The organism is Hymenobacter cellulosilyticus (genome assembly GCF_022919215.1).
Taxonomy (GTDB): domain Bacteria; phylum Bacteroidota; class Bacteroidia; order Cytophagales; family Hymenobacteraceae; genus Hymenobacter; species Hymenobacter cellulosilyticus.
In genome coordinates, this window is the sequence record NZ_CP095046.1 from 4,994,963 (window position 1) to 5,019,523 (window position 24,561).

At 60.0% G+C, this 24,561-nt stretch carries 22 protein-coding genes; 13 read left to right on the plus strand and 9 right to left on the minus strand.

The window, feature by feature from the left end; all coding sequences use genetic code 11:
* Positions 1–2: 2 nt before the first annotated feature.
* The 5 genes from MUN79_RS24540 to MUN79_RS31460 form a co-directional block, all read right to left on the minus strand.
* A complete protein-coding gene (locus MUN79_RS24540) occupies positions 3–1,220 on the minus strand; it encodes a sensor histidine kinase (protein ID WP_244675138.1) in 1,218 nt (405 codons plus the stop codon).
* A gap of 324 nt (positions 1,221–1,544) precedes the next feature.
* Positions 1,545–2,150, minus strand: coding sequence for a hypothetical protein (locus tag MUN79_RS24545; protein ID WP_244675139.1), 606 nt, complete (start codon positions 2,148–2,150; stop codon positions 1,545–1,547).
* A complete protein-coding gene (locus MUN79_RS24550) occupies positions 2,129–3,001 on the minus strand; it encodes a M48 family metalloprotease (protein ID WP_244675140.1) in 873 nt (290 codons plus the stop codon). Before MUN79_RS24550 ends, MUN79_RS24545 begins: the two co-directional genes overlap by 22 nt.
* Positions 3,002–3,350: 349 nt before the next feature.
* Complete coding sequence (locus MUN79_RS24555) at positions 3,351–4,355, minus strand: M48 family metalloprotease (RefSeq protein ID WP_311136587.1); 1,005 nt, start codon at positions 4,353–4,355, stop codon at positions 3,351–3,353.
* Complete coding sequence (locus tag MUN79_RS31460; protein WP_311136588.1) at positions 4,352–4,804, minus strand: M48 family metalloprotease; 453 nt, start codon at positions 4,802–4,804, stop codon at positions 4,352–4,354. Before MUN79_RS31460 ends, MUN79_RS24555 begins: the two co-directional genes overlap by 4 nt.
* A gap of 224 nt (positions 4,805–5,028) precedes the next feature.
* Between MUN79_RS31460 and MUN79_RS24560 the strand changes: the two genes are divergently transcribed.
* Positions 5,029–6,024 carry a DUF2157 domain-containing protein gene (locus tag MUN79_RS24560; RefSeq protein ID WP_244675141.1) on the plus strand — a complete coding sequence of 332 codons (996 nt, stop codon included), beginning with the start codon at positions 5,029–5,031 and terminating at the stop codon, positions 6,022–6,024.
* Positions 6,005–7,228, plus strand: a complete 1,224-nt coding sequence (locus MUN79_RS24565; RefSeq protein ID WP_244675142.1) for a hypothetical protein — start codon at positions 6,005–6,007, stop codon at positions 7,226–7,228. The genes MUN79_RS24560 and MUN79_RS24565 overlap by 20 nt, the downstream gene beginning before the upstream one ends.
* Before the next feature lie 319 nt (positions 7,229–7,547).
* On the opposite strand, the gene MUN79_RS24570 is transcribed toward MUN79_RS24565, so the two are convergent.
* Entirely contained in the window at positions 7,548–8,807 is a 1,260-nt protein-coding gene (locus MUN79_RS24570) for a type IX secretion system plug protein (RefSeq protein ID WP_244675143.1), read from the minus strand.
* A 190-nt stretch (positions 8,808–8,997) separates the two neighbouring features.
* On the opposite strand from MUN79_RS24570, the gene MUN79_RS24575 reads away from it, so the two are divergent.
* The 5 genes from MUN79_RS24575 (at position 8,998) to MUN79_RS24595 (ending at position 14,582) form a co-directional block, all read left to right on the plus strand.
* Entirely contained in the window at positions 8,998–10,665 is a 1,668-nt protein-coding gene (locus tag MUN79_RS24575; RefSeq protein WP_244675144.1) for an alkaline phosphatase PhoX, read from the plus strand.
* A 74-nt stretch (positions 10,666–10,739) separates the two neighbouring features.
* On the plus strand, positions 10,740–11,588 hold the full coding sequence (locus tag MUN79_RS24580; RefSeq protein ID WP_244675145.1) for a leucine-rich repeat domain-containing protein: 849 nt from the start codon (positions 10,740–10,742) through the stop codon (positions 11,586–11,588).
* Positions 11,585–12,064, plus strand: coding sequence for a hypothetical protein (locus tag MUN79_RS24585; protein ID WP_244675146.1), 480 nt, complete (start codon positions 11,585–11,587; stop codon positions 12,062–12,064). Before MUN79_RS24580 ends, MUN79_RS24585 begins: the two co-directional genes overlap by 4 nt.
* Positions 11,998–13,404: a cytochrome-c peroxidase gene (locus tag MUN79_RS24590; RefSeq protein ID WP_244675147.1), complete on the plus strand. Its 1,407-nt coding sequence runs from the start codon at positions 11,998–12,000 to the stop codon at positions 13,402–13,404. Before MUN79_RS24585 ends, MUN79_RS24590 begins: the two co-directional genes overlap by 67 nt.
* Before the next feature lie 191 nt (positions 13,405–13,595).
* Positions 13,596–14,582 (plus strand): hypothetical protein, encoded by a 987-nt coding sequence (locus MUN79_RS24595; protein ID WP_244675148.1) that lies wholly within the window; start codon positions 13,596–13,598, stop codon positions 14,580–14,582.
* 96 nt (positions 14,583–14,678) lie between these two features.
* On the opposite strand, the gene MUN79_RS24600 is transcribed toward MUN79_RS24595, so the two are convergent.
* Positions 14,679–16,607 carry an ABC-F family ATP-binding cassette domain-containing protein gene (locus MUN79_RS24600; RefSeq protein ID WP_244675149.1) on the minus strand — a complete coding sequence of 643 codons (1,929 nt, stop codon included), beginning with the start codon at positions 16,605–16,607 and terminating at the stop codon, positions 14,679–14,681.
* A gap of 175 nt (positions 16,608–16,782) precedes the next feature.
* Here MUN79_RS24600 and MUN79_RS24605 point away from each other — a divergent pair, with 175 nt between their 5' ends.
* From MUN79_RS24605 to MUN79_RS24620, 4 genes are all read left to right on the plus strand, one after another.
* On the plus strand, positions 16,783–17,367 hold the full coding sequence (locus tag MUN79_RS24605) for a hypothetical protein (protein ID WP_244675150.1): 585 nt from the start codon (positions 16,783–16,785) through the stop codon (positions 17,365–17,367).
* A 9-nt stretch (positions 17,368–17,376) separates the two neighbouring features.
* The gene (locus MUN79_RS24610) at positions 17,377–17,808 is read left to right on the plus strand and encodes a hypothetical protein (RefSeq protein WP_244675151.1); all 432 of its coding nucleotides are present in this window, start codon (positions 17,377–17,379) and stop codon (positions 17,806–17,808) included.
* Positions 17,809–18,632: 824 nt separating this feature from the next.
* Entirely contained in the window at positions 18,633–19,244 is a 612-nt protein-coding gene (locus MUN79_RS24615) for a GAF domain-containing protein (RefSeq protein WP_244675152.1), read from the plus strand.
* Positions 19,245–19,608: 364 nt separating this feature from the next.
* Positions 19,609–21,246, plus strand: a complete 1,638-nt coding sequence (locus MUN79_RS24620) for a S1C family serine protease (protein WP_244675153.1) — start codon at positions 19,609–19,611, stop codon at positions 21,244–21,246.
* Between the two features lie 86 nt (positions 21,247–21,332).
* On the opposite strand, the gene MUN79_RS24625 is transcribed toward MUN79_RS24620, so the two are convergent.
* Positions 21,333–22,970: an amidase gene (locus tag MUN79_RS24625; RefSeq protein WP_244675154.1), complete on the minus strand. Its 1,638-nt coding sequence runs from the start codon at positions 22,968–22,970 to the stop codon at positions 21,333–21,335.
* 98 nt (positions 22,971–23,068) lie between these two features.
* The gene (locus tag MUN79_RS31465; RefSeq protein WP_311136589.1) at positions 23,069–23,314 is read right to left on the minus strand and encodes a DUF2256 domain-containing protein; all 246 of its coding nucleotides are present in this window, start codon (positions 23,312–23,314) and stop codon (positions 23,069–23,071) included.
* A 46-nt stretch (positions 23,315–23,360) separates the two neighbouring features.
* Here MUN79_RS31465 and MUN79_RS24635 point away from each other — a divergent pair, with 46 nt between their 5' ends.
* Complete coding sequence (locus MUN79_RS24635; RefSeq protein ID WP_244675155.1) at positions 23,361–23,990, plus strand: hypothetical protein; 630 nt, start codon at positions 23,361–23,363, stop codon at positions 23,988–23,990.
* Positions 23,987–24,382 carry an SMP-30/gluconolactonase/LRE family protein gene (locus MUN79_RS24640; protein WP_244675156.1) on the plus strand — a complete coding sequence of 132 codons (396 nt, stop codon included), beginning with the start codon at positions 23,987–23,989 and terminating at the stop codon, positions 24,380–24,382. The genes MUN79_RS24635 and MUN79_RS24640 overlap by 4 nt, the downstream gene beginning before the upstream one ends.
* The last annotated feature ends 179 nt before the right edge of the window (positions 24,383–24,561 follow it).

Here is a 24,561-nt window from a genome sequence, read left to right on the forward strand (position 1 = left end):
CTTTAGGCATGCTGCCGCGGAATGCGCACCACCACGCGGGTACCCTGGGCGGTACTACCGGGCCTACCTAGGTCAATAATTTCGATAGTAATGGGGTGGCGGGCCTGCTGGTTGAGCAAGGCCACCCGCTCCTGCACGATGCCCATGCCCCGGGACGGAAAGCCGGCGTGGGTGCCGCTCTGCCCGGCAGCCCGCTGCCGACCAACACCATTGTCTTGCACTACCGCCACCAGGTACTCCCCTTCCCTGCTCAGATGAACCTCGACGTGGCCCTGCCCGGTGTGGTGGGCCAGGCCGTGCCACACGGCATTTTCGACGAAAGGGTGCAGCAGCATGGCCGGAATTTCCTCTTCCAGCAGGGTGTCGTCGGCCATTACGGCGTAAGTAAACTGCTGCTCGAAGCGCAGGGCCTCCAGCTCCAGGTAGGTGCGCAGCAGGTTCAACTCGGTGCGCACGGTGAGCAGCGGCTGGCGCGACTGTTCCAGAATCAGGCGCATCAGGCCGCCAAAACGGGCTAAGTAATGCTGAGCAGCTTCCGACTCGTGGCGCAGAATGTACTTCTGAATGGACTGCAGGGAGTTGAAGACGAAGTGCGGATTCATCTGGGCCAGCAGGGCCTGCTGCTCGGTTTGGGCCAGGCGCAGCTGCACGTGCTGCCCCCGCTGCCGGCGGCGACGGGTCCAGAGCACGCCACCGAGCAGCGCGGCCCCGGCCGCCAGCCAGCCCAACCACTGCCAGCTGAAGGGCTGCTCCTTAGGCAGGCGACGAATGCCTTGGCGGGTCACGAACACCCAGCTTTGCGCATCTTCCCCGATAAACTGCACATCTAGTCCGCGCAGGGCCGTTTCGAGCGTCAGGCGGCGGTTTTCGTAGCGTACCGCCCCGGCCCGGGTACCCACCCAGAGCAGACCTTCGGGGGCTTGATATAAAGCAGTAATTTGCTTGCTGGGCAAGCCTTCCTGGTAGGTGATTTCGCGGAAACCGCCTCCTTCCAGCACCAGCAGCCCTTCGCGAGTACCTACCCACACCTGCCCGGCCGCGTCCTGCGCAAGGGCCGAGACGGTGTCGTTGCTCAGCCCGTTACGGGTAGTGAAGCGGGTGTTGCGGCTGCCTTCCGTCAGCCGCAATCCGGGCACGGCAGCTTCCCAGACCCGCCCCTGCTGGTCAATCAGACGCGCCGGGCTGTTAGAGGTTTCTGCTACAGATTGCGCCTGTGCCACCGGTCGTGGCAGCAGCCCGGAACTCAGCGAAGCATAAAGCAGCAGCTGTCGGAGCCTGCGCAGAGTCGTCTCCTTTATCATTGTAGCAAACTAGACTTGAGAAAGCCGGGTAGTTTTAAATTATACACCTGACCGCAAGGTGCCAATTTTATTTCAGGCAGTGATGCTGCCCGCCAACATTGCTTTTCCTGCAGGCTGCACTCCTGTCAGCTTACTTCTAGGCTCTGATGCTGGCGAATCCATGCGGATCCGTATTTGTACATAAAAAAGCTCCGCCGAGGAATACCTCAGCGGAGCTTTCTGCTTACGCTTAATTCCGACCTGCTACTTCCCAACTACCTTAAACAAGGTGCCGGCGGGCAGCTTCGTCGTCAGCTGCATGCCGTTGAGAATGGCCATATCCTCGCGGCGGGCCGAAGGAATGCCATTAGCGGCCAAAGCGGCGCCGAGCGTAGTAGCGGTTTTCACCGTTTTAATGCGGATTTTCTCGGGCTGGCGGTTCAGCTTGCTAGCGTCGGTGAGGCGACTGAAGCCCTGGGCTACGCTGCTAAACGTACCGGAATACGTGCCAAACGAGGAAGGTGAGGTCAGGCCGATAAGGGCGAAGATGCTCTGGCCGTCCTGAATCAGGTAGGTGAGCGTGCGGGCCGTAATGCCCTGCTGCCCACTCTGGTCCTGGCCCACCTGATCAGCCTGAATAGCCACGGCGGGGAAGCCGTTGATGGTCGTGCGGCTGGCCTGGGCCGACTGCAGCTTGAGCTGGGTCACCAGAGCCTCGGCGGCGGCGTCCAGGGAGTTACCAGGAGCGGGCAGCAGCGCAATCAGGGCTTTACCATTGGGCTCGGCCATCTGAAACTGCTCGGGCGAGTTCTGGGTTTTCCAGCCCGAAGGCACCGGGAAGCGGAATTTCAGGTCGGGATGGTAAAACACGCCGCCTTCCACGAAGCCCTGGCGCGGGTCTTCCCGAAGGGCAGGCCTTCGATGGAGCGCAGATACGCATCCCGGTTCACGTTCAGCTTGGCTGAGCCCACCTGCTGCTTGGCCTGGGCGGCCAGACCTTTTACGCGGGTGTAGCGGTCGGCTGAGTTGGGGTGAGTAGAAAGGAAAGTCGGCACGCCGCCCGCGCCGCTTTGCTGCTCGGTGCGCTGCAGGGTTTGGAAGAAGTCGGCCATGTTGGAGGCATCGTACCCGATTTTGGTCGAGTATTTCACGCCCAGCACGTCGGCCTCATTCTCCGCGTCGCGGCCGTACTTGAGCAAACCCAGGCCCACGACCTGCGACAACGGCTGAGCAAAGCGGCCCACCAAGTTGGGCGACACCACCGAACCCAGCAGCAGGCCAATGTTGGCAATAGTGGAACGGCTCTGCTGCTTCTGTCCGTGGCGGGCCGTAATGTGGCCCAGCTCGTGGCCCAGTACGCCAGCAAACTGCGCCTCATTATTGAAGTAGGCCATGATGCCGCGGGTAAAATACACGTGGCCGTCGGGCGTGGCAAAGGCGTTAATCACCGGCGAATCGACGATGGTAAAGCCATAGTCGCCGGGGCGGTCCGACACCTTGTTCATCTGCTGGCCCTTGGTATCGATGAGGCGTTGCAGGGTGGCGTTGCTGTAAAGGCCAAACTGAGCCAGCACGGCCGGGTCGGGCTTAGGGCCTTGCAAGGGGGCCAGGTAATAGCGGAAAGGTTTTTCGGTAGGGGCCGAAGTCGTAGAGCTGCTCAGGGGCAGCAAGGCCAGCAACAGGGCACCGGTGGAAAGGCCGCGCAACAGGGAAGATTTCATAGTAGAGAAGCGGCCCGGAGCCGCGTAGAATGGGGAAGGATGAGCTTGCAACGGCCGCCCCGCGGGCAGGGTTGCAAACCGGGAGAACTGCTCCCTGACCGCCGTGAAACGGGGCGGTTAGAGAGGCTAAGCCAAAAAACCTGCCAACCTAGAAAGCCGACATGCATGACCGTCATGCTGAGTGCAGCGTAGCGGAGTCGAAGCATCTCTCCCGCAATGCTATTGAATTAGCAAAGCAACGAAGCGGTAGAGATGCTTCGCGGGGCTCAGCATGATACATACTTTGGCAACGTTAGCACGCGAGATTCCTCGGCTTCGCTCGGAATGACGTTCTGGTAAAGCTTGGCCCTTACTTGCCCACCACCTTTATCAGGGAGCCAGCGTTGACTTGCTCGTTGAGCTGCATGCCGTTGAGAATGGCCATTTCCTCTAGGCGGGCTTCGGGCACGCCGTTGGTTTTGAGGGCCTGGCTCAGGGAGCTGCGCAGCTTCAGGGTTTTGATGCGCACGTGTTCGGGCTGGCGGTTGAGCTTATCGGGCTCAGTGAGGCGAGCAAAGCCTTCCATGGTGCTGCTAAACGTGGGCTGGTAAGCCGGAAAGTCGGCCGGAGCGGCGGCGCCGAGCAGGGCGTAGATGGTTTTTCCGTCCTGAATCAGGTAAACCTGGGCCCGGACGCCCGCCACCGACTGCCCGGTTTGCGGGTCCTGCTGCACCTGGTCGGCCACGAAGGCCAGGGCCGGGAAGCCATTGACGGTGGTGCGGCGCGAGTCGGTGGGCTGCAGGCTGAACTGCTTGACCATGGCCTGAGCGGCCTCGTCGAGGGAGGCGCCGGGGGCCAGGGCCAGCATCATCAGGGCCTTGCCGGCGGGGTCGGCCATCTGAAACTGCTGGGGCGTGTTCTGGTGCTTCCAGCCGCTAGGCACCGGGAAGCGGAACTTCAGCTCGGGGTGATAGAAGGCGTTGTTTTCCACGAAGCCCTGGCGTGGGTCCTCGCCGTACACGATGCCGTCAATCAGGCGCAGGTACTGGTCCCGGTTGATTTTCAGGTTCTGCGGGTTGCCGTTCTGCTGCTTCCACTGGTCGGCCAGCTGGTGCACGCGGTTGTAGCGGTCGGCCGGGTTGGGGTGGGTCGAAAGGAAGTCGGGCACGGGCTGGGCAGCGCTTTTTTCCTGCTCCCGCTGCAAGGTCTGGAAGAAGTCGGCCATCTGGGAAGCGTCGTAGCCAATCTTCGACGAATATTCCACGCCCAGCTCATCAGACTGGCTTTCGTCGTCGCGGCCGAACTTGAGGAAGAGCAGCTGCATGCCCTGGGCGGCCTGCTCGCCAAACTGGGCCAGGCGGGGCGAGGCAATCATGGCCCCATCAGGCCCACCTGCCCGATAATGGCGTTGGTTTGCTGCTTGGCCGAGTGCCGGGCCGTGACGTGGCCGATTTCGTGGCCCAGTACGCCGGCAAACTGCGCCTCGTTGTTGAAATGGGCCATAATGCCGCGGGTGAAGTACACGTAGCCGCCGGGAATAGCAAAGGCATTAATCACCGGCGAATCGACGACGCGGAACTGATAGGTCAGGTCGGAGCGGTGGGAAATGGCTCCCATGGCCTTGCCCTTCTCGTTGATAAAGTTCTGCAGCTTCTGGTCCGGATACAGGCCAAATTGCGCCGTTACGGCCGGGTCCGACTGCTGCCCCATGGCCAGCTCCTGGCCTTTGGAGACGAGCATCACTTCCTTTTTACCGGTAACGGGATTGGTGGAGCAGGCTGAAGCCAGCAACAGAGCAGTAGCCAGAGGCAAGGTGGGTTTCATAGGCGGGAGAGGAACGGTGTGTGGTCCTGCAACGCCAGCCGCACGCTTTGGTTACACCCCGCTGCGAATGGCCCCGGGCGGTAATTCAACCCCGGGCAGGCCGTACATTCTTTGCTTCAGGAACCTTTACCAGGGATATGGCAGGGCAAGGCAACTACTGTTCAGGCATTAGAAAACCCCTATGTTTACTGCGCTGACCTCTACCGGGCGCACCCCTATTCTCTATGACTGAAAGAATTCTGGCTGCTTTGCGGGCCGCCCACCTTGTTTCCGCCGAGCAGGCCGACGCCATCGGCACCTACGAGCGGGAAAAGCCTTTTTCGCTCTACTATGAGCTGCGCACCTTCCTTTCCTTGGGCGTCACGCTGCTGAGCACGGGCCTGGGCTTGCTGATTTACAAGAACATCGACACCATCGGGCACGGCGTGATTGTAGCCCTCATTGGCCTGCTTTCGGCGGCTGGCTTCACCTATGCCTACCGCAAGCGGCAGCCGTTTACCTGGCAGGCCGCCCGCAACTCAACCGGGGCCGACTATGCCCTGCTGCTGGCCTGCCTCACGCTGCTCACGCTGCTGGGCTACCTGCAGTACCAGTACAACGTGTTTGGCACCCGCTACGGCCTGCTGGTGATTTTGCCCACCCTGGTCTTCTTTGCCTGCGCCTACCGGTTCGACCACCGCGGCGTGCTCTCGATGGCCATTACCGGGCTGGCGGCCTGGGTGGGCGTGTCCGTGGCCCCGCTGTCGGCCTTCACGTCGAACAACTACGCGCTGCCCCACCTCGATGCCATTGCTATTGGGCTGGGGCTCTGCTTGGCCGTGGTGGGGCTGGCCTCGGAATACCAGGACAAGAAAAAGCACTTCAGCTACACCTACGTGCTGCTGGGCAGCAACCTGGCCCTGATAGCGCTGCTGACGGCCATGTTTCGGGGCCACTTCGAGGCGAGCTTTCTGCCGCCGGTGCTGGCGGCGCTGCTCATTATCGGGCTCAGCGCGGCTTTGTACTGGTATGCCCGGCGCACCCACTCCTACGTGTTTGTGCTGCTGGGAGCCCTCTACGGCTACATAGCCGTAACCTACCTGTACTTCCAGCTGTCGGAACTGGACCGGGATTTTGAAGTAACGGCCTTCGTGTACTTTCCGGCCTCGGCCGTGGGCGTAATCTTGCTACTGTTGAATCTGAAAAAAATTGTGGGCAGCCATGAGCAAGAAGGCATATAACGAAGAGTGGATTTTCAACCGGCTGGTGCAGGACACGGCCCGGCGCTGGGGTAAGGCCAAGCTGCTGTTGCCGGAACAGGTTAAGGCCATTGGGGAGGCGTTTCCGAGCGAGTTCTACCAGCCCCACCTGTTTATCCGCATTGCCCTGTTCATTTTCACCTGCCTGGGTAATATGACGGCCGCGGGACTGGTCTTTCTGGCCGTTATGGGAATCGGCAGCCCCCGGGGCGACTCGGAGGAGGTGCGGGGGCTGCTGGGCTGCCTGCTGTGTGGCGGGGGCTCGTTGCTGCTGCTGGAAGTGCTTATTTCCTCTAACCACCTCTACCGCTCCGGCGTCGACAACGCCCTGCTCTACTTGGGCGTGGCCTACTTCGCCGTGGCCCTCGTTATCGGGTACGACCTGCTAATGCCCCACTCCATCGACCTGGACGATTTGCAAGAGTACGGGCTGCTCTGGCCCCTGCTGGCGCTGCTGGCCGTGGTGATGCTGACGGCCATCATCCGCTACGCCGACCCGCTGGCTGCTGCCCTCACCCAGCTGCTCTACCTGGGCATTGTGGGCGCGGTGGTGCTCCGGCTGCCGCTGGGCCGGGCCCTGCTGCCCTTTGCCCTGATGCTGGCCTGCGTCGGCAGCTACTGGCTGGTGCGGCAGCTCACCCGCCGCCCCGACTACCTCTACTACCGCCCGGCCGTGCGCACGGTAAAGGCCCTGACCCTGGCCTTCTTCTACCTGGCCGGCAACTACCTGGTGGTACGCGAAGCCAATGCCCTGCTCAATCATCTGGAGTTTTCACAGCAAATCCCCTTTGCCCCGCTGTTCTACCTCTTTACCGTGGCTATTCCGCTGGTCTACCTCTACCAGGGCCTGCGGCGCGCCGACCGGATTCTACTCTACGCGGGCCTGCTGGGTTTGTGCTTTTCCATCTATACCTACCGCTTCTACCGCTCGGTGCTGCCCCCGGAATGGGCCCTCACCCTGGGCGGCTTGTTCCTGATCGGGCTGTCGGGCTGGGCCCTGCGCTACCTGCGCCCCGCCCGCCACGGCCTCACCTCCCAGCCCGCCGGCAGCCCCGCTTTTAGTCAGCTAAACCTGGAGTCCCTGGTCATGTCGCACGTGACCGAAAGCTCCCTGCAGCCCCACGAGCCCGGCTTCCAGTTCGGCGGCGGCGAGTCCGGTGGCGGCGGCGCGGAGGGGAAGTGGTGAGATGGTGAAATGGTGAGTTTATCGTTCTTTTAGCCGTGTCATGGCGAGCAGAGCGAAGCCATCCGTCCTCTGCTAGTGACAACCGCTCTTTTACCCAGAAAGCCCTGACGTTACGCTAACGTCAGGGCTTTTCAGTTTAGGGAACTCAGCACATTTCAGAGGACGGATGGCTTCGCAAGCTCGCCATGACAGACGCGACAAAACAACAACTCACCATTTCACCATTTTACTATCTCACCTCACGGCCGGCGGCTGTTGACGGTGATGCTCTGGTAGCCGATCAGCAGGTCGGCGCGGGTGCCTGGCGGGCGGTAGTATACTAGCAAGTCGTACTGATTTTCGGTTTCCTGGTGGCTGCCTTCGAAGTACACGTCATCGGGGCGCCGGCGGCTTTACCCACCACGTAATAGTAGTTGTAGTAGCCCTGTTTGAGCAAGGCCGTGCCGGTGTACTGCTGCTGCTCGGTATTATACGTCAGCTTGAACTCGTCCTGGAGCTTCCAGTCGGAGAGGGCGCCGAAGACGTACACCGGGCCGGGAGCGGCCTGCGGAGCCCGCAGCTGAAACGTCACGTTAGCGTAGTCGCCATTGGTGTCGCCATTGCCATACTCCCGGCTTTCGAACAGGCGCTGCCCGTTGATGTCCTCAAACTGGGTGTAGCTCTGCCCGTTGCGGGTGGCTTCGGGGCTCAGCACCACGGTGCGGGGCGAAGTGGTAGGGTCCAGCTCGGCCATGCCCGCCCCCATGGTGCGCAAGGAGCGCATGTCGAAGTAGCGAAACTCGCTGCTGGCCGGGAAGGCGTTTTCGAAGTTGAAGTACTGGTAGTCGAGGCGGCGCTCGGCGTCGCGCACGAAGGTGGGCCGCAGGTTGGTTTTGGCGTTGTCCCAGCGGAAATTCTGGCGCAGCATCACCTTCACCTCCTGGCTGGGATTCACCAGGTTCAGCCCGTTGTAGCCAATCGAGAAGTCGACCTGCTGCAGGGTGTAGCGCTCCTGCCCGCCCACCGGAATGCCCTGGCGCATGGCTACCTCCACCCCGTTTTCATACACCAGCAGGCGGCGCGAAACCACTGGCGTGCCCCCGCCGCTGCTCACGACCAGCAGGTAGTTGCCGCTGAGCTTGACCCGCGGCACCTGCATGCGGTAGTGGTAGTAGGGCACCTTCACATTGACGCCGGTACGATAGTCGGTAATGAGAAACTCGTTGATTTCACTTAGAAACTGCAGGTCGGTCAGCACCGAGGGCTTCCAGTCCACGTCGCAGTGCACGAGCTTGGCTGTGAGGCGCTGGGAGCCGTTGCCCAGCATGTCGAACTCCAGCACGATGGGCTGCTGCTGGCTGATGGGCACCACCGGGGGCTGGAATATCTCCGTGTTCTGGCCAGTGGCCACGTAGCACTGCACCGAGCGCACGTCGGGACTGTAGGTATAGTCCTCGTAGCGCAGGGTTTTATCGGCGTAATATTCCGGGGGGCGCTGCTGCTGACTACCACGCGGGGCATTGGGGTCGGTAATGGGCGTACCGAGCGGAACGCAGGCAGTGGCAAGCAGCAGAACAGTGGGCAGGGAATAACGGAGCATAAAGGCGAAGGTAGCGCGAACTGGAATTTTACGTAGTACGGTCCCAACGCCGGGGCGGCGGCAATATTTCCTGAGCCGGGTTGATAACGTTAACTTCACGGGAGGTTGATGAAGCCTTAACCCGGGCGTAAAACAAGCGCAATAGTCCCTTTCGTACTTGCGGCACCATTCAACACCTCACCAGCTTCCTATGAAACCGACGCTTACCCTCTTCTCTGCCGCCGTGCTGGCCAGCCTCGCCGCCCGGGCTCAGACGCCCTGCCCTACCCTGCCCACCGACCACATCAGCCGCTTTACCTCGGTACTGCCCTCCACCCAGCCCCAGGACTTGCGTATTCCCGCTACCCACACTTTTCAGATGCTGCTACAGGGCGGAGCGGCTTACTCTACCGCTGCCGATGGCAACGTGAAAGAGTCTTTTGACTTTACCGGCTACGTGCCCATCAACGGCAGCAGCGCCAACGGCTACCTGTCCGTCAACCACGAGGGTTCTTCAATGGCTACTTCGGGCGTGAGCATGCTCGACCTGAGCTTCAACACGACCACCAAGCTGTGGAACGTAACGGCCAAGCACCCCGTGAACTTCGGCCCCGTGGTTGGCACGTTCAACAACTGCTCGGGCGGCGTGACGCCCTGGAACACGGTAATTACCTGCGAGGAAAACGCCCCGACGGCTCCCACCGACAGCAACGGCGACGGCTACATGGATTTTGGCTGGAACGTGGAAATTGACCCGGCTACCCACGCCGTAAAAGACCAGGACGGCAACGGCACGCCCGACAAGCTCTGGCGCATGGGCCGCATCAAGCACGAGAACATCGTGGTAGCCCCCGACCGCCGCACCGTCTACGAAGGCGCCGACGACGGCTCGGCCAACAGCTTCGTGTATAAATACGTGGCCACCACGGCCGGTCAGCTGGGCAACGGCAACTTGTACGCCCTCAAGCTCGACGGCACGGTAGCCACTGCCACCACCGGCACCTGGATTCAGATTCCGAACAGTACGCCGGCCGAGTGCAACAACACCACGGCTTCGGCCCTGGCCCTGGGCGCCACCAGCTTCAACGGCGTAGAAGACATCGAAATCAGCCCGGTTACCGGCCAGATCTACTTTACCGCCAAAGGCCCCGGCACTACTTACCGCTTCACCGACGGCGCGACGGTTAGCAACTTCGAGATTTTCGTGGGCAACACGCCTACCGTTACCAACCGTACCTACCCCATCAACTACGGCACGGCTACCGTGAACGAGGCTTGGGGCACTGGCAACGACAACCTGACTTTCGATTCCCAGGGCAACCTCTACGTGCTGCAGGACGGCGGCCGCAACCACGTGTGGGTAGTGCGCCCCTGCCACACGGAGGCCAACCCCGCCGTGGAGGTGTTTGCCGTAACGCCCAACGGCTGTGAGCCCACGGGCATGACCTTCTCGCCCGACGAGAAATTCATGTTCATCTCCATGCAGAACCCCGCTACTACCAACACCCTGGCTACGACGGATGCCGCCGGTCAGTCGGTCGTATTCAACAAGTCGACTACCCTGGTTATCAGCCGCAAAGGCATACTGGGCACGACGCTGGCCACGGAGAAAGGCCGCCCCGAACTGGCCAAGGCCGACGTATTCCCCAACCCCGCTACCGGTACCGAGCTGACCGTGGAGCTGACCAACAACCGCAAGGAAACGGCCACGCTGCAGGTGTATAACAGCCTGGGTGCCCGGGTGCTGGAGCAGACGACCACGCTGAACCAGGGCCTCAACAGCCTGCGCGTACCGGTAAGCAAGCTGCGCAGCGGCCACTACACGCTGGTGGTGAAAACCGCTACCACGTCCACGACTCGTCCCTTCATCAAGCAGTAGTGAGGCTGGTTCGAATTCTTCAACTTCTGGTTTTTCTTGGTGTTGCCCGGCAGGTTCTGCCGGGCAACACCTGCTTGGCCCAGTGCCCTAATCCGGCCGCCTTTACCCTGGCCGATGCCCTGAGCCGCCCGGCCTGCGTGCGGGAACTCAACGTGCGGGGCCAGAGCCTGGAGCTGCTGCCGGCCAGCGTGGCCCGCCTCGGCAGCCTGCGCCGCCTTTATGCCCACGAAAACCACCTGCGCCACCTGCCGGCCAGCCTTACCGAGCTCGACAGTCTGCAGGTGCTGTTCGTCAACAAGAACGGCCTGCTGGATTTGCCCGCCGACCTGGGCCGCTTGCACCGCCTGCAGCAGCTGCAAATCGACCAGAACGTGCTGACCGAGCTGCCGCCCAGCATCGGGGGCCTCGACAGCCTGAGGTTTTTGCTCACGGCCTGGAACAACTTCACCTCCCTGCCCGAGCAGCTGGGCCAGCTCAGCCGCCTCGAATACCTGGACAGCTCCCACAACCAGCTGCTGTTTTTGCCCGCGACCCTGCCCCGGTTGCAGAGCCTGCGCTACGTCTACCTCAATGACAACAAGCTCCAGCGCCTGCCCGAGCAGCTGGGCCAGCTGGGCCGCCTGCAGGAGCTAAATCTGGCCAACAACCAGCTCGAAACCCTGCCCAAAAGTCTGGGTGGCTGCCGGGAGCTCAAGGTGCTCATTGTGTCGGGCAACCAGCTCAAGGCCCTGCCCAACAGCCTGGGCGACTTGCAGAACCTGGAAATTCTGATTGCCAACGACAACCAGCTCAAGGGCCTGCCCCGTTCCCTGGGCCGCCTGACCAAGCTCAAAACCATTATTGTGAAGGGCAATGCCTTTACGCCGGCAGCCCGCCAACGCGCCGAGGCCCTGTTGCCCCAGGCGCACATCTATTTTCAATGAACCGCCCTTTGCTTTGCTTTTCCGGCCCCTTCCGGGCCCTGCTGCTGGGTTTGGCCACGCTGCTGTTTTCCTTTGCCGTGCTCCACAAAACGCCCGTCGAGCAGGTGCAGGACTACTACACGCTGCACCTACGCCGTTTTCACGACCAGCTGACCCGGTTTCAGGACGTAGCTTACTCGGCCGATACCACGGCCCTGCGCCGGCAGTTTGCCGCCTGCCGCACCGAGTACAAGCAGCTGGAGTTTGCCGTCGAATACTACTATCCGCACGCGGCCCAGCGCCTCAACGGGGCCAATCTGCCCGAAACCGAGGCCGGGGAGCCCGATGAGGTAATCCCGCCCTCCGGCTTTCAGGTGCTGGAGGAATACGTGTACGCCGCCCCACCGACGACCGGGCCAACCGCGACCTGGTGCACCAGGAAATCGACAACATGCTCTATCAGGTGCGCCACCTCGAGCAGCAGGCGCCCATGCTAGCCTTCACCGACGCGGAAGTATTCGACGCGGTGCGGCTCAACCTCTACCGGCTGGCTTCCAAAGGCCTTTCCGGCTTCGACTCCCCCGCCGCCCATGCGTCCCTGCCCGAGGCCGCTGCCACCCTGGAATCCACGACCCAGGTGCTGAGCTTGTTCAATGTACCCCCGGCCCTGCGCGCCCAGCTGGCCCGCTGCCGGGCAGCCGTAGCAGCACCCGGCCAGGATTTCGACCGGTTTGACCGGGCCCGGTTTTTTGTGCGCTGCTTCAACCCAGCCCTGGCCGGCCTGCAACAGGCCCAGCAGCAACTCAAGATTCCCTACGTGCCCGCCCGGCGCGCTATCCGGGCTCAGGCCGTCAGCTACTTTGCCGCCAATGCCTTCGAACCGGCCTACTTTGCGCCTACCGACGCTGCCGCGCCGACCCCGGCCGTGCTGGCTCTGGGGGAAGCCCTGTTTCGGGAGCCCCTGCTCTCGGGCCGCGCAGGACGCTCCTGCGCCAGCTGCCACGTGCCCGACCGCGCCTACACCGACGGGCTGCGGGTAAACCTTTCCTTACAGGCTGGTGCCGAGCTGCCCCGCAACACACCTACGTTGCTGAATGCCGGCCTGCAAACCGAGCAGTTTGCCGACGGCCGGGTGCATTTCCTCGAAGATCAGGTGCACGCGGTGGTGTCGAACAAGGCCGAAATGGGCGGAAAGCTCAGCGAAGCTCCGGTCCTGCTGCGCAAAAAAGCCACTTACCAGAAGCTCTTTGCCCAGGCCTTTGCCTCCGAAGCCCAACCGATTTCGGAGCCCAACATTCGCCGGGCGGTGGCTGCCTACGTGCGTAGCCTGGTACGCCTCAACAGCCGCTTCGACCAGTACATGCGCGGCGATACGGCCGTGCTGAGCTCCCAGGAAGTACTGGGCTTTAACCTGTTTATGGGCAAAGCCCAGTGCGGCACTTGCCACTACATGCCCTTGTTCAACGGCACCGTGCCCCCACTCTACGACAAGACCGAAAGTGAGGTATTAGGCGTGCCCGGCAACGACCTGCAAAAACTTGCGCTGGACGCCGACCAGGGCAAGTTCCTGCTTTACGGCATTGCTCACCAGCGCAACGCCTTCAAGACGCCCACCGTCCGTAACGTGGCCCTGACAGCGCCCTATATGCACAACGGGGCCTACCAAACCCTGGAACAGGTGCTGGATTTCTACAACCGTGGGGGCGGCCAGGGCCTGGGCCTCGACGTGCCTACCCAGACACTAGCCGCCGACCAGCTCCACCTCAACGAGGCTGAGCAGCAGGCGGTTATTGCCTTCCTCAAATCCCTCAACGACGCTTCTGCCTCCGCTTATTAAGCAGAAGCCTACTCAACTTTAGTTGGCCCCGGTAAGCTGGGCAACCAGCGTATTTCAAAATCCAGCAGCTGGCGTTGGCTCTTCGTGAACCTATGTCAACTGCTGGAATTTTTATGAAACTATTTTTATATTTTTTATAATTATTTTCTTCTATATTCGACCATTCTTTCACCTTCATACCAGTTTACTTTATGACACAAGCTACCCACCGCAGCCTGTGGGCAGGTCTGTTGGCGCTCTGCACCACCAGCCTGCACGCACAAGACAACACCAGCACCCTTCAGCAAACCGGCCTCGACAACCGGGCCCAGATTACCCAGGTTGGCAATGGCCACAGCTCGGCGGGCACCCAGCTGGGCAACCTCAACACGCTGGAGGTAAATCAGTCTGGCAGCTACAACCGGGCCACCTCGGCGCAGGTCGGCAACCGCAACGCCGTTACCCAAAACCAGAGTGCCGCTTCCAGCACGGCTTCGGCCAGCCAGCTCGGCGACCGGAACACCATTTCTCAAACCCAGGAAATCGGGCCTAACCACACGGCCACGGGTGTTCAACTGGGCAACCGCAACGAACTAACCCAGGCCCAGCGGGGCTCGGGTCACCAGGCAGGAGCCGCGCAGACGGGCAACCGCAACGTGGCCGAGCAGATTCAGTTCGGCCGGGTAAACCAGGCGGGCATTCTGCAAGTGGGCGACAATAACCAGGCGTATCAGCAGCAGTCTGGCCTGGGCAACATTGCGACGCTGGCTTCCGTCGGCAACCGGAACAGCGCTGTTCAGGACCAGGGCGGCTCCAACACGGCCACGGGCGCCCAGCTCGGCAACGATAACAGCCTGACCCAGCGCCAGCAGGGCTTTGGCAATTCGGCCACGGCCAGCCAGGTCGGGAACCGCAACCTCGCCGAGCAGAGCCAGGAAGGTGGCTCACCCAGCCTGAATACGGCTACTATCGAGCAGGAGGGCAATGACAACCGCGCCTACCAGTCGCAGGGTGGCGGCGACATCTCCGCGCAAAACTCGGCCTACATTGACCAGGACGGCAACGGCCACTTTGCCCGGCAGCAGCAAACGGGCATCAGCAACTCGGCGGAAGTTTACCAGGGTATTTCGGGACAAAGCAGCACCACCATTCAGAATGGTGTCGGCAACCAGGTTGAGGTTCGGCAGAACCATCCGTAAGGCCCAGCGGTAGCACCGCCTACCTGCCCAATAAACAAGCAAAAGCCCCGCAGCAACCAAGGTTACTGCGGGGCTTTTCACTAAAGCAAGTAGTGTTTACTTATCGAGTTGCTCGGCGCGCTCGGCCAACTTTTCCCACTGGTCGTTGGTGCGGTTGAGCTCCTTTTTCACCTGCTCAAACTTCATCGTGGCGTCTTTCAGCTGGGCGGTGTTGTTGTAGATGTTCGGGTCGGCCAGCTGCTTTTCGTAGATGGCCAGCTCTTTTTCCAGGGTCGTAATCTTGCCCTCGATTTCCTTGAGCTCCTTATTCACCTTTTTTAGCTCGTGCTGATTAGCTTCGCGCTCCGAGCTGGAAACCGGCTTTTTCTCCTCCTTCACCGGCTTGGGAGCCGAGGGCGAGGCCAAGCCAGCCTTCTTAGCGGCCTTTTCGCGGTCTTCCTGCCACTGCTCGTACTCGGCGTAGGTACCGGGGTACTCCTTCAGCTGGTAGTCCTCGATGTACCAGATCTTGTTGGCCACGTTTTCTACGAAGAACCGGTCGTGGCTAATCACGATGTAGGTGCCTTCGTACTGGTCCAGGGCCTGAATCAGGATGTTCACCGACTGCATGTCCAAGTGGTTGGTCGGTTCGTCGAGCAACAGGAAGTTGGCTTCCGAAATCAGGGTTTTGGCCAACGCCACGCGGCTTTTCTCGCCCCCGCTCAGCACCTTGATTTTCTTGTAGACCTCGTCGCCGGTGAACAGGAAGGAACCCAGAACCGAGCGCAGCTCCATTTCGGAGCGCTTGGAGCCGGCTTCCACCATTTCCTGCAGAATCTCGTTTTCGATGCGCAGGCTTTCGAGCTGGTGCTGGGCATAAAACGCCATGATGACGTTGTGGCCCAGCTGGTGGTTGCCGTTGGTGGGCGCCTCTTGCCCCGCCACCAGGCGCATCAGCGTCGACTTACCTTTACCGTTGGCCCCAATCAGCGCGATTTTGTCGCCCCGCTCGATGTGCACGTGGGTGTCGCGGAAGATGAGCTTCTCGCCGTATTTTTTGCCTACGTGCTCCATGCGCAGGATGTGGCGGCCAGGCGTCACGGTGAAGTTGAACTTGATGTTCACCTTCGCGTCGTCGGCGGCCACGTCCTCAATGCGCTCCAGCTTATCCAGGGCCTTTACCCGGCTCTGGGCCTGCTTGGCCTTCGATGCCTTGGCCTTGAATCGCTCAATAAACCGCTCGGCCTGCTTGATCTGGGCCTGCTGGTTTTCGAAAGCCCCCTTCTGAATGGCGTTGCGCTCCTCCTTTTCTTCAAGGTAGAAGGAGTAGTTGCCGGCATAAGGCACCAGCTTGCCGCCGGTTACTTCCACGGTGGTGTTGGTGGTGCGGTCCAGGAATTCCCGGTCGTGACTCACGATAATAACGGCGCCTTCGTAGCCGGCCAGGTAGTTCTCAATCCACTTGATGGAGGGCAAGTCCAAGTGGTTGGTCGGTTCGTCGAGCAGCAGCAAGGAGGGTTGCTGGAGCAGGATTTTGGCCAGCATCACGCGCATACGCCAGCCACCCGAAAACAGCTTCAGCGGCTTCTGCAGCTCCTCGGTGGTAAAGCCCAGACCTTCCAGGATTTCCTCGGCCCGGGCCTGCATGGTGTAACCGCCGAGGGCCTCGAAGCGGTCCTGCAGGGTGGCCAGCTTGTCCACGAGGTCGTCGGTGTAGTTGGTTTCGAACTCGAGCAGCACCTCGTCAATTTTCTTCTGCACGTCGAGGGCCTCAGCGAAGGCCTGCATGGCCACAATCAGGATGGGCTCGTGGGAGTCGTAGCTGAGCAAATCCTGGTTCAGGAAGCCCAGGCTCACGTCCTTGCTCATGGAGATGCTGCCGCCGTCGGGCTTGTACTCGCCCACCAGAATGCGCAGCAGCGTGGATTTGCCCCGGCCATTGAGCCCGATCAGGCCAATCTTATCTTTGGGCTTAATATGAAGGCTGGCCTTGTCGTAGAGCGTACGCGAGCCGAAGTGAAAATCGAGGTCAGTAATGGAAATCATCCTACTTTGCGTGTATCAGGGCGCAAAGGTACGGGTTTAGGCAGGGTACCCAACCTTCGACCACTACTTAGCTACAGATAAGCTTTCCGTAAGCGCCACAATTTTATGCCTAAACGCTTTTTGGCTGCTGTTCTGTTCACGGCCAGCCGAATCCATAGTTTATACTTTATACTACATGGGAATAAGGGTTACAGCAATTCATTTTGAACAGGGCTTGCCAGTGTTTTCCGAAATCAAACAGCAGTACAAGGCCCAGACGGGCTTAGATATTTCGCTGGTGGCCACCGTGCATCTGGCCAACGGCTCCCTACCCGATCTGATGGCGTCCCCTTCTTGCGCGCTACAACTGCTCAATGCCGACGCGGCTGCCAGCGAGCAACTGGAGCTGGCGTACGATAAGCAAAAAGCCCGGTTTCTTGCAACCCAGCAGTACGAGGCCGCCGCTGCCGCCAGGGACGCTTTTACCAGAGCAAGATCGGCCTACACGCATCTCCACGACTGGACGTTTGTCGTGAGTTGGTCCTCCTCTTCCGTATTCGAGCATTTTTACGCCATAGAGTTTACTAGCACCAAGGATACAATTGAAGTATACCAATACAGCGACCAGGAATACGCCGTTGACTCTTTGCTTAGAGTGCTGGTAGATTTAGGAGGGATATACCTAGGCTTTGCCAGCGAAACACCCCAAAGCCCGCCTAGGCGTTGGCGTAAGCTGAAGCGGTGGGAAGACTACAGGTGGTATAATCGTCCGAAAAAGTGATTCGCTTCTATGTTCCGCACATCCAAAGCTCTCCGCTACCAGCGGCTCAACCACGAGTGGAACGCCGAACCTAATGCCCCGCAGCCTGTGCTTACCGTGGAGGGACAGGCGCTACAATTAGAGTTTTCCTGGAATGATATCCTGTTTGAACAGTTCCCGCAAGCTGAGCGGGGCTGTCTGACGTTTCGAGGCTGCCACAAGTATTCCTTCAACGCCCTGAATGACGAAGGGTATTATCTTGGGCAGCACCGGTACACCACTTTACAACTGCCGTGGGGCGAGTTCTACGAGCTGTTTACCGACTGGCAAACCGATTTCCCGCCCGATGTCGTGGTCCTGGGCCCGGCTGCTGACTCTGCCCGGCTTCACCACTTTCTGTTTTTCCTGAGGGACAATACCTTCGAATGCGTGGCCGAAAGCTGGGAGCTTCGGCGTCGCTGACGCAAGATTCTTCCCTTCGCCAACACCTTGACTTATTCCAGTTACACTTCCCGGTGCTATACCTTACTCATTAATGGAAATTCTGGAAGCTATTCTCAGCCTGTTGTTTGCTGTGCTAGACGGTGGGTCCAGCACGAAAGCCACTACCCCATTGTCATCGGTTGTGGCTGTGCTCCTACTGATTCTGACGGGTCCACTTGCCATCTGGGTTCTAGTACAACTTGAGCCAGAGCCCTCACAGTTGCTGCTCTGCTTTCTGGCAGCTTTACCACTTGGCGGGCTCAGTGCCTATCTGTTCTTTCGAGTACATCTTGTGGCATCCTACACACTAACCGGATTTACTCTAACCGTTCTTTGGGTATCAATCCTGCTTACGCTACTAGGCACTTACTTAATTGCGCAGTATCCGTGGGTGGCCCCTACCGAAATCAGTGAGCTAATCGGACGGTAAACGGCACGACCTGAGCCGGCAAAACAAAGCGGCGTTCTGTAGGCAGCGAGTATTCCAGGTACAATTCCCCTAAACATATTTCCCAATGCTGCTGTAGGGTGGAGCTCCGGGAAAACACCCTTCTGAATGCAAAACGTCCTGGCCGCTTTTATCTTGTTGTTGGCCAGCTCACTAGCAAAAAAGCCACGCGCACCCCTCGACAAAACATTCAACAATTCCTATCCATCTAATTATATTTCCACCCGTATAAACCCGTATTCCTCTCCGTAGTTATCTGAATGCCTCCTGTTGAACCGTCCTTAATTCCCAGCAACGAAGAGGACCGCCTGCTTGCCCTGAGCCGTTACCAGATAGTAGGTACGGCCCGGAAAGCTTGTTCGACGATCTGGCCGCCCTGACGGCCAAGCTTTTCCGGACGCCCATTGCCCTAGTTTCGTTGGTGGAGGAAGACAGCGTGTGGTTTAAGGCCAACTTCGGCTTGCCTGATGCGGGGCGGGTTGGGCGTACCGAAAGCCTGTGTTCGGTGGCTATTCTGCACAACCAGGTCACGGTATTCGAGAACCTGAGCACGCATCCCTGCACCTTGGTTGACCCTAGCGTACAGCAGGCCCTGCACATGGAGTTTTACGCCGGGCATCCTTTGCAAACCCCGGAAGGCTACAACATTGGTTCTCTCTGCGTTATTGACCGCCAGCCCCGAGTTTTCTCACCCGACGAACAGGAGTTACTCCAGCAGTTGGCTACCACGGTGATGCTCCTGCTGGAGCTGCGGCGGGTGGGGGTCACGCTACTGACCTCCGGCGACAAGCTTTACCCCACCGTACCCTCCCTGGTGCACAGCCTGACGCTGCTGGCCGAAATCGGCAGCAGCGGGGCCGCTATAGATATTACCGGTAAGCCAATTGATACGCTGGCTATTCATCACGAAGCTGCACAGCTCACGAGCTTGCTTAACCGCACGATTGAGCAGGTCCTAGCCGACTAGGCTACCGCCGCATCAGGATCTGTGCCAGGCCCCCAGGCTTGCCCCTGAAAATTGTAAGCTGCCCGGTACCTGCTACTTCTGGCGGCAAGCTCCCGGCCGTATTTCCACCTGTGCCCCTAAGCCTTGCCCAGCCCGCAATATTGGGCCGATAAACCTGTGCCCCCGAAATTCCTTACTAACCCTTATTACCAGACTCTCAATCAGTTGATTACACACATTGCATTCTAAGCTGAACAAATCAATAATTTTCGCCGGGGTTAGATAAAATAATATTCAACGATATAGGATTTCGTCATTACATTCGACCAAATTTGCCTGTGGCATTTGTATTTTTCCGTTCTATCCCATCTTCTTTAGCTTCAGCATGAAGAAACCTTTTACCCCTGTTATCAGCAGCTTGCTGCTGGGCACCACCTTATTGCAAAGCTGTGCCACCATTATATCCAGCCCGTCGCAGTCGGTGCGCGTGGTGGGGCAGCCGGCGGGCAGCACTTACTACGTGAATGAGCGCATTGTCAAAGCCAAGCCCATTGCGGGCAGCACCGACGTCATCATCAAGGTGAAGCGCAAAAAGAATTCGGAAGTAAAAATCAAGCATGATGGCTACAAGGACTATTCCGAGGTGCTTTATCCCGACAAGAAAAATGCGCTGATCTACCTGAACTGGGTGCCCGTTTTGGGCGGAATCGGTTCGGCCTTTCGCACGAATGCGGATGGCACGCCGGCTGAATCCTACTCTGGCACGGGCCTGCTCGTGGGCCTGGGCGGCTTCGCAGTCGACAAGATTACCGGCTCCGATAAGCGCCTGAACAAAAGTGAAATAAAGCCCGACATGATTATGCTGCCCAAGGCCGTGGCTGGCAGCCAAACCGTGCAGTGCGGCCTGATGAACGTGCGCATCAAGGGCGGCGACAAAATGGGCAACTTCATGATTCGGGACGAGCCCGCCGAGATTCTCTACTTCGGCAAGTCGCTGGATGTAGACGTGGAGCACCTCAAAGCTACCGTGAACGGCTCCCTGAAAGATCTGGGCTACACCGTGCCGACCTCGGAAGGCAAAAGCGTATTCTCGACCGGCGCCAACTCCCGCTACACTCTGCAGGGCGAGATGCGCGACATCAAGTACAACATCAAGGCAACCAACAAGTACGAGCATCTGGCGCACTACGAAACTTCCTGCGCCGTGGAAATAACCTGGAAGCTGGTAAACCAGAACCGGCAGACAGTATTCGAGAAAAAGACGGCCGGCAGCAGCTTCAAGTTTGAGCGCGGCGGCAGCGCTTCTTTCGAAGATGCTTTCGAGAATTCGCTCTACACCTTCATGGGCAACAAGGAAGTAGCTGCGGCCCTGGCCAAGCCCGCCGGCAACAGCGCGGCCACGGCCGCTGCCGATGAGAAGCTGCCCGCCATTGCCATTCACCGCGCGGCTGCTCTCAAGCTTACGGGCGACAACGGCGTGGGCTCAGCGGCCAAGTGCGTGGTAACCATCGAAACCACGGACGGGCACGGCAGCGGCTGCATTATCTCCGCCGACGGCTACCTGGTGACCAATGCTCACGTGGTAGGAGAAGAGGAAACAGTAAAGGTGCGCATGGCCGACGGCATCGAAGCCAAAGGCAAAGTGGTGCGCGTAAACCCCGACATGGACCTGGCTCTCGTAAAGATAGACGTGGATGGCCTCAGCGCCTTTCTGCTTCCCAGCGCCGCCAGTGCCGATTTAGGCGCCGACGTGTTTGCCATTGGCACCCCGGCCGACAAAGAGCTAGGCCAGAGCATCACCAAGGGCATTATCAGCGGCCGGCGCAAGATTGAGGGCCACTCGTTCCTGCAAACCGATGTGAGCATCAACGGCGGCAACAGCGGCGGGGCCCTGGTCGGCCGCAGCGGCCAGCTCGTGGGCATTGTCAATGCCAAGCTTGTGGGCCGCGGCATCGAGGGCATCGGCTTCGCCATTCCTGCCGAGCAGGTTTCCGACGCTCTGCAACTCAAGTTCGTCGACTAACGCTCTGCCAGTAACGGCAAAAAAGCGGCAGCTCCCGGGTGGAGCTGCCGCTTTTTTTTGCTGCTTAAAGTTGGCAGACCGCCTGCTTACCCCACGAAAGGAGCCCCAAACTGCGGCTTCACGCGCTTTTTTGAAGCCTGCTCGTAGGCGTAGGCCAAGCTGAGCAAGGGTCCTTCCTGGTAGGCTCCGCCCACAAACGACAAGCCGACCGGCAGGCCGTGGGCCTGGCCCATGGGCACGGTGATGTGCGGGTAGCCGGCCATGGCCGCCGGCGACGAAAAGCCCGGACCTTTCCAGGAGTCGCCGTTGATCAGGTCGAGGCAGGGCGCGGGGCCGTTGGTGACGGCCACAATGGCGTCGAGGCGGTTGTCGCGCAGCACGGAGTCCAGGGCCTGCCGGGCCCCGCCGTGCGACTTTTTCAGGGCAGCCTGGTACTTGGTGCTGCCCAATCCGTCGGTTTTCTCGGCAGCTTCCAGGATTTCCTGCTGGAAGAAAGGCATGGCCTTGGCCTTGTTCTGGGTGTTGAAGCGCATCACGTCGGCCACGGTCTTGACCGAAGCGCCGGCCGTGCTCAGGTACTTGTTCACGCCGTCTTTGAACTCGTAGAGCAGCACGTCGTACTCGGCCTCGCCCAGCGGGTCCGTCTGCTTCTCCACCTCTACTTCCACCACCGTGGCCCCCTGGGCTTTGAGCACTTCCAGGGCCGCCTGCAGCAGCGGAATTGCGTCGGAGTTGCCTTTCAGGTGGTTTTTCTCCACGCCCACGCGCTTGCCTTTCAGACCGTCGGGCTTCAGAAAGGCGGTGTAGTCGGCAGCGCTTTTGCCGGTACTTTCCTGGGTTACGGCATCGGCAGCATCGGCGCCGGTAAGCACACCGAGCAACAGGGCCGCGTCGCGCACGGAGCGGGCCATGGGGCCGGCCGTATCCTGGGTGGCCGAAATCGGGATGATGCCCGAGCGGCTGAGCAGCCCCACAGTGGGCTTGATGCCCACAATGCCCGAGCACGAGGCCGGCGACACCACCGAGCCGTCGGTTTCGGTGCCGATGGCCACGGCGCAGAGGTTGGCGGCCACCGCCACGCCCGAGCCCGAGCTGGAGCCGCTCGGCGTCCGGTCGAGGATGTAGGCATTCTTGGTTTGACCGCCGCGGCTGCTCCAGCCGCTGGTAGAGCGCGTCGAGCGGAAATTGGCCCACTCGCTCAGGTTGGTTTTGCCCAATATCACAGCTCCGGCAGCCCGCAGGCGCTGCACAATAAAGGCATCCTGCTTGGCTTTGTGCCCAGCCAAGGCCAACGACCCGGCGGTAGTTTGCATCTGGTCGGCCGTGTCAATGTTGTCTTTGATCAGCACCGGTATGCCGTGCAACGGGCCGCGCACCTTGCCATCTTTGCGCTCCTTGTCCAGGGCGTCGGCCAGCTGCAGGGCCTCGGGGTTGACTTCGATAACAGAATGCAGCCGGGGGCCGTTTCGGTCGATAGCCTCGATGCGCTGCAGATACAGCTCGGTGAGGCGGCGAGCCGTGTACTTGCCGCTTTTGAGCTTGGACTGCAGGTCGGTAATAGTGGCTTCACTTAGCTCGAAGCTGTCGGTGCCGGCGCCCTGCTCGGGGTCGACGGCCACGGCCGCGTCAGTATCGTTGGTTTCGGCAGCGCAGCCGCTCAGCGACCAGGTGGAAAGGGCCACGCTGGCCAGGCCGCTGTTGCGCAGAAAGAGGCGTCGGTTCATGGAGGGAATTTTTGCGGTCAAGATACGCCCGGCCGCCGGTTTTGAGCAATATACACGGGGCCTTGGCAGTTCTTACCCAGCGGAGCCCATCAGGAAGCTTAGGCGGCCGGCGCGCCGGGCTTGTTGCGCTGGCACTTTTCGCCGCAGTAGCGCACCTCATCCCAGCTGTTGCGCCACTTCTTGCGGTACTCAAACGGCCGGCCGCAGGTAGCGCAGATTTTGGTCGGCAGGTTACCTTTGACCAGCTTACGGGCAATGAGGAGGAAGGGGACATATAAACCAATACGAGCTGCTAGGGCAACTGGGCTTGCAACCGAAGGTTTTGAATCCTGCTCTACTATCACACAGCCCCGCAACTCTTTTTTCTAGTTCTACTTCAGGTTATTCATCATGCTTTCTACTGTTTCCTTTGCCCGTAAGCGAGGCCTGCTGACCAAGGCTGCGCTGCTACTCAGTTCCTTGGGCCTATCGGCCTGCCTAGATAACACCGTGGAACAAGGCAACGTAGTGGCGCCCGAGGGCCCCGATGCGCTGCCTTTTACCCAAAGCAACCTTTACCCCGAGGGCCTGGAGTTTGACACCAACAACGGCCGGTTTCTGGTCAGCTCCCAAACTACCGGTAGCGTGGGGCAGGTGCGGGCCGAGGGCTACAGTTCCTTTGCAACCGACGAGCGGCTGATTTCGACCGTTGGGCTGCAAATTGATGAGCTCCGCAACCGCCTGCTGGCTGCCGTAGCCGACCCGGGCTATAATACGGACCGTACCAGCGCGGCCACCAAGAACAAGCTCGCGGCCCTGGCCAGCTTCGATAACCTTGGTCGTACAATCAACTACGTAGATCTGGGCGGGTTGCGCCCCGGCGTCAACCACTTCGCTAACGACGTGGCCGTTGACCGCGAAGGCAACGCGTATATCACCGACAGCTTCGCTCCCATTATCTATAAAGTGGATGCTGTGGGGGCAGCTTCCGTATTTCTGGAAGATGAGCGCCTGCGGGCCCCGCCGACAAGTTTGGGTTGAATGGCATCGAGTTTCACCCCGATGGCTACTTGCTGGTAGCCAAGACCGACGACGGCAGCTTGTTCAAAGTTCCGCTTAACGCCCCCGCCACCTTTACTAAGATTGCCACCAGCCAAAACCTGGTGGGCATCGACGGCCTTTCCCTGCAGGATGTCTCCACCCTGTACGCCGTCACCAACTCGCAGTCGAAAGTGTACCGGCTGGCGACGACCAACGCTTTTGCCGATGTGGCCGTGACGGGCACGTTCGAGACGTTGCCACAGTTTCCCACCACCCTGGCCCGGCGCAACGACTCCGAAACCTACGTGCTCTATTCCAACCTGGACAAGCTGCAGGCCCAGACGACTCCGCCGGTATCCGCTTACACGATCATCAAGCTGAAATTTAAGTAGCCCCACTTTTACCCAGCCCGGAGCACCGGCGCAAAGCAGCAGCAAAACGGCCTTCAGGGTTTCTCGCTGATGCTTTGCGCCATTTTTTTGGGTACCCCAATACTGTTGAGCAGCCCACTGACCAAACCTTGCCGCCACAACGAAAACACCGATACCCGCGGGTCGCGGCGGCTTTGCAT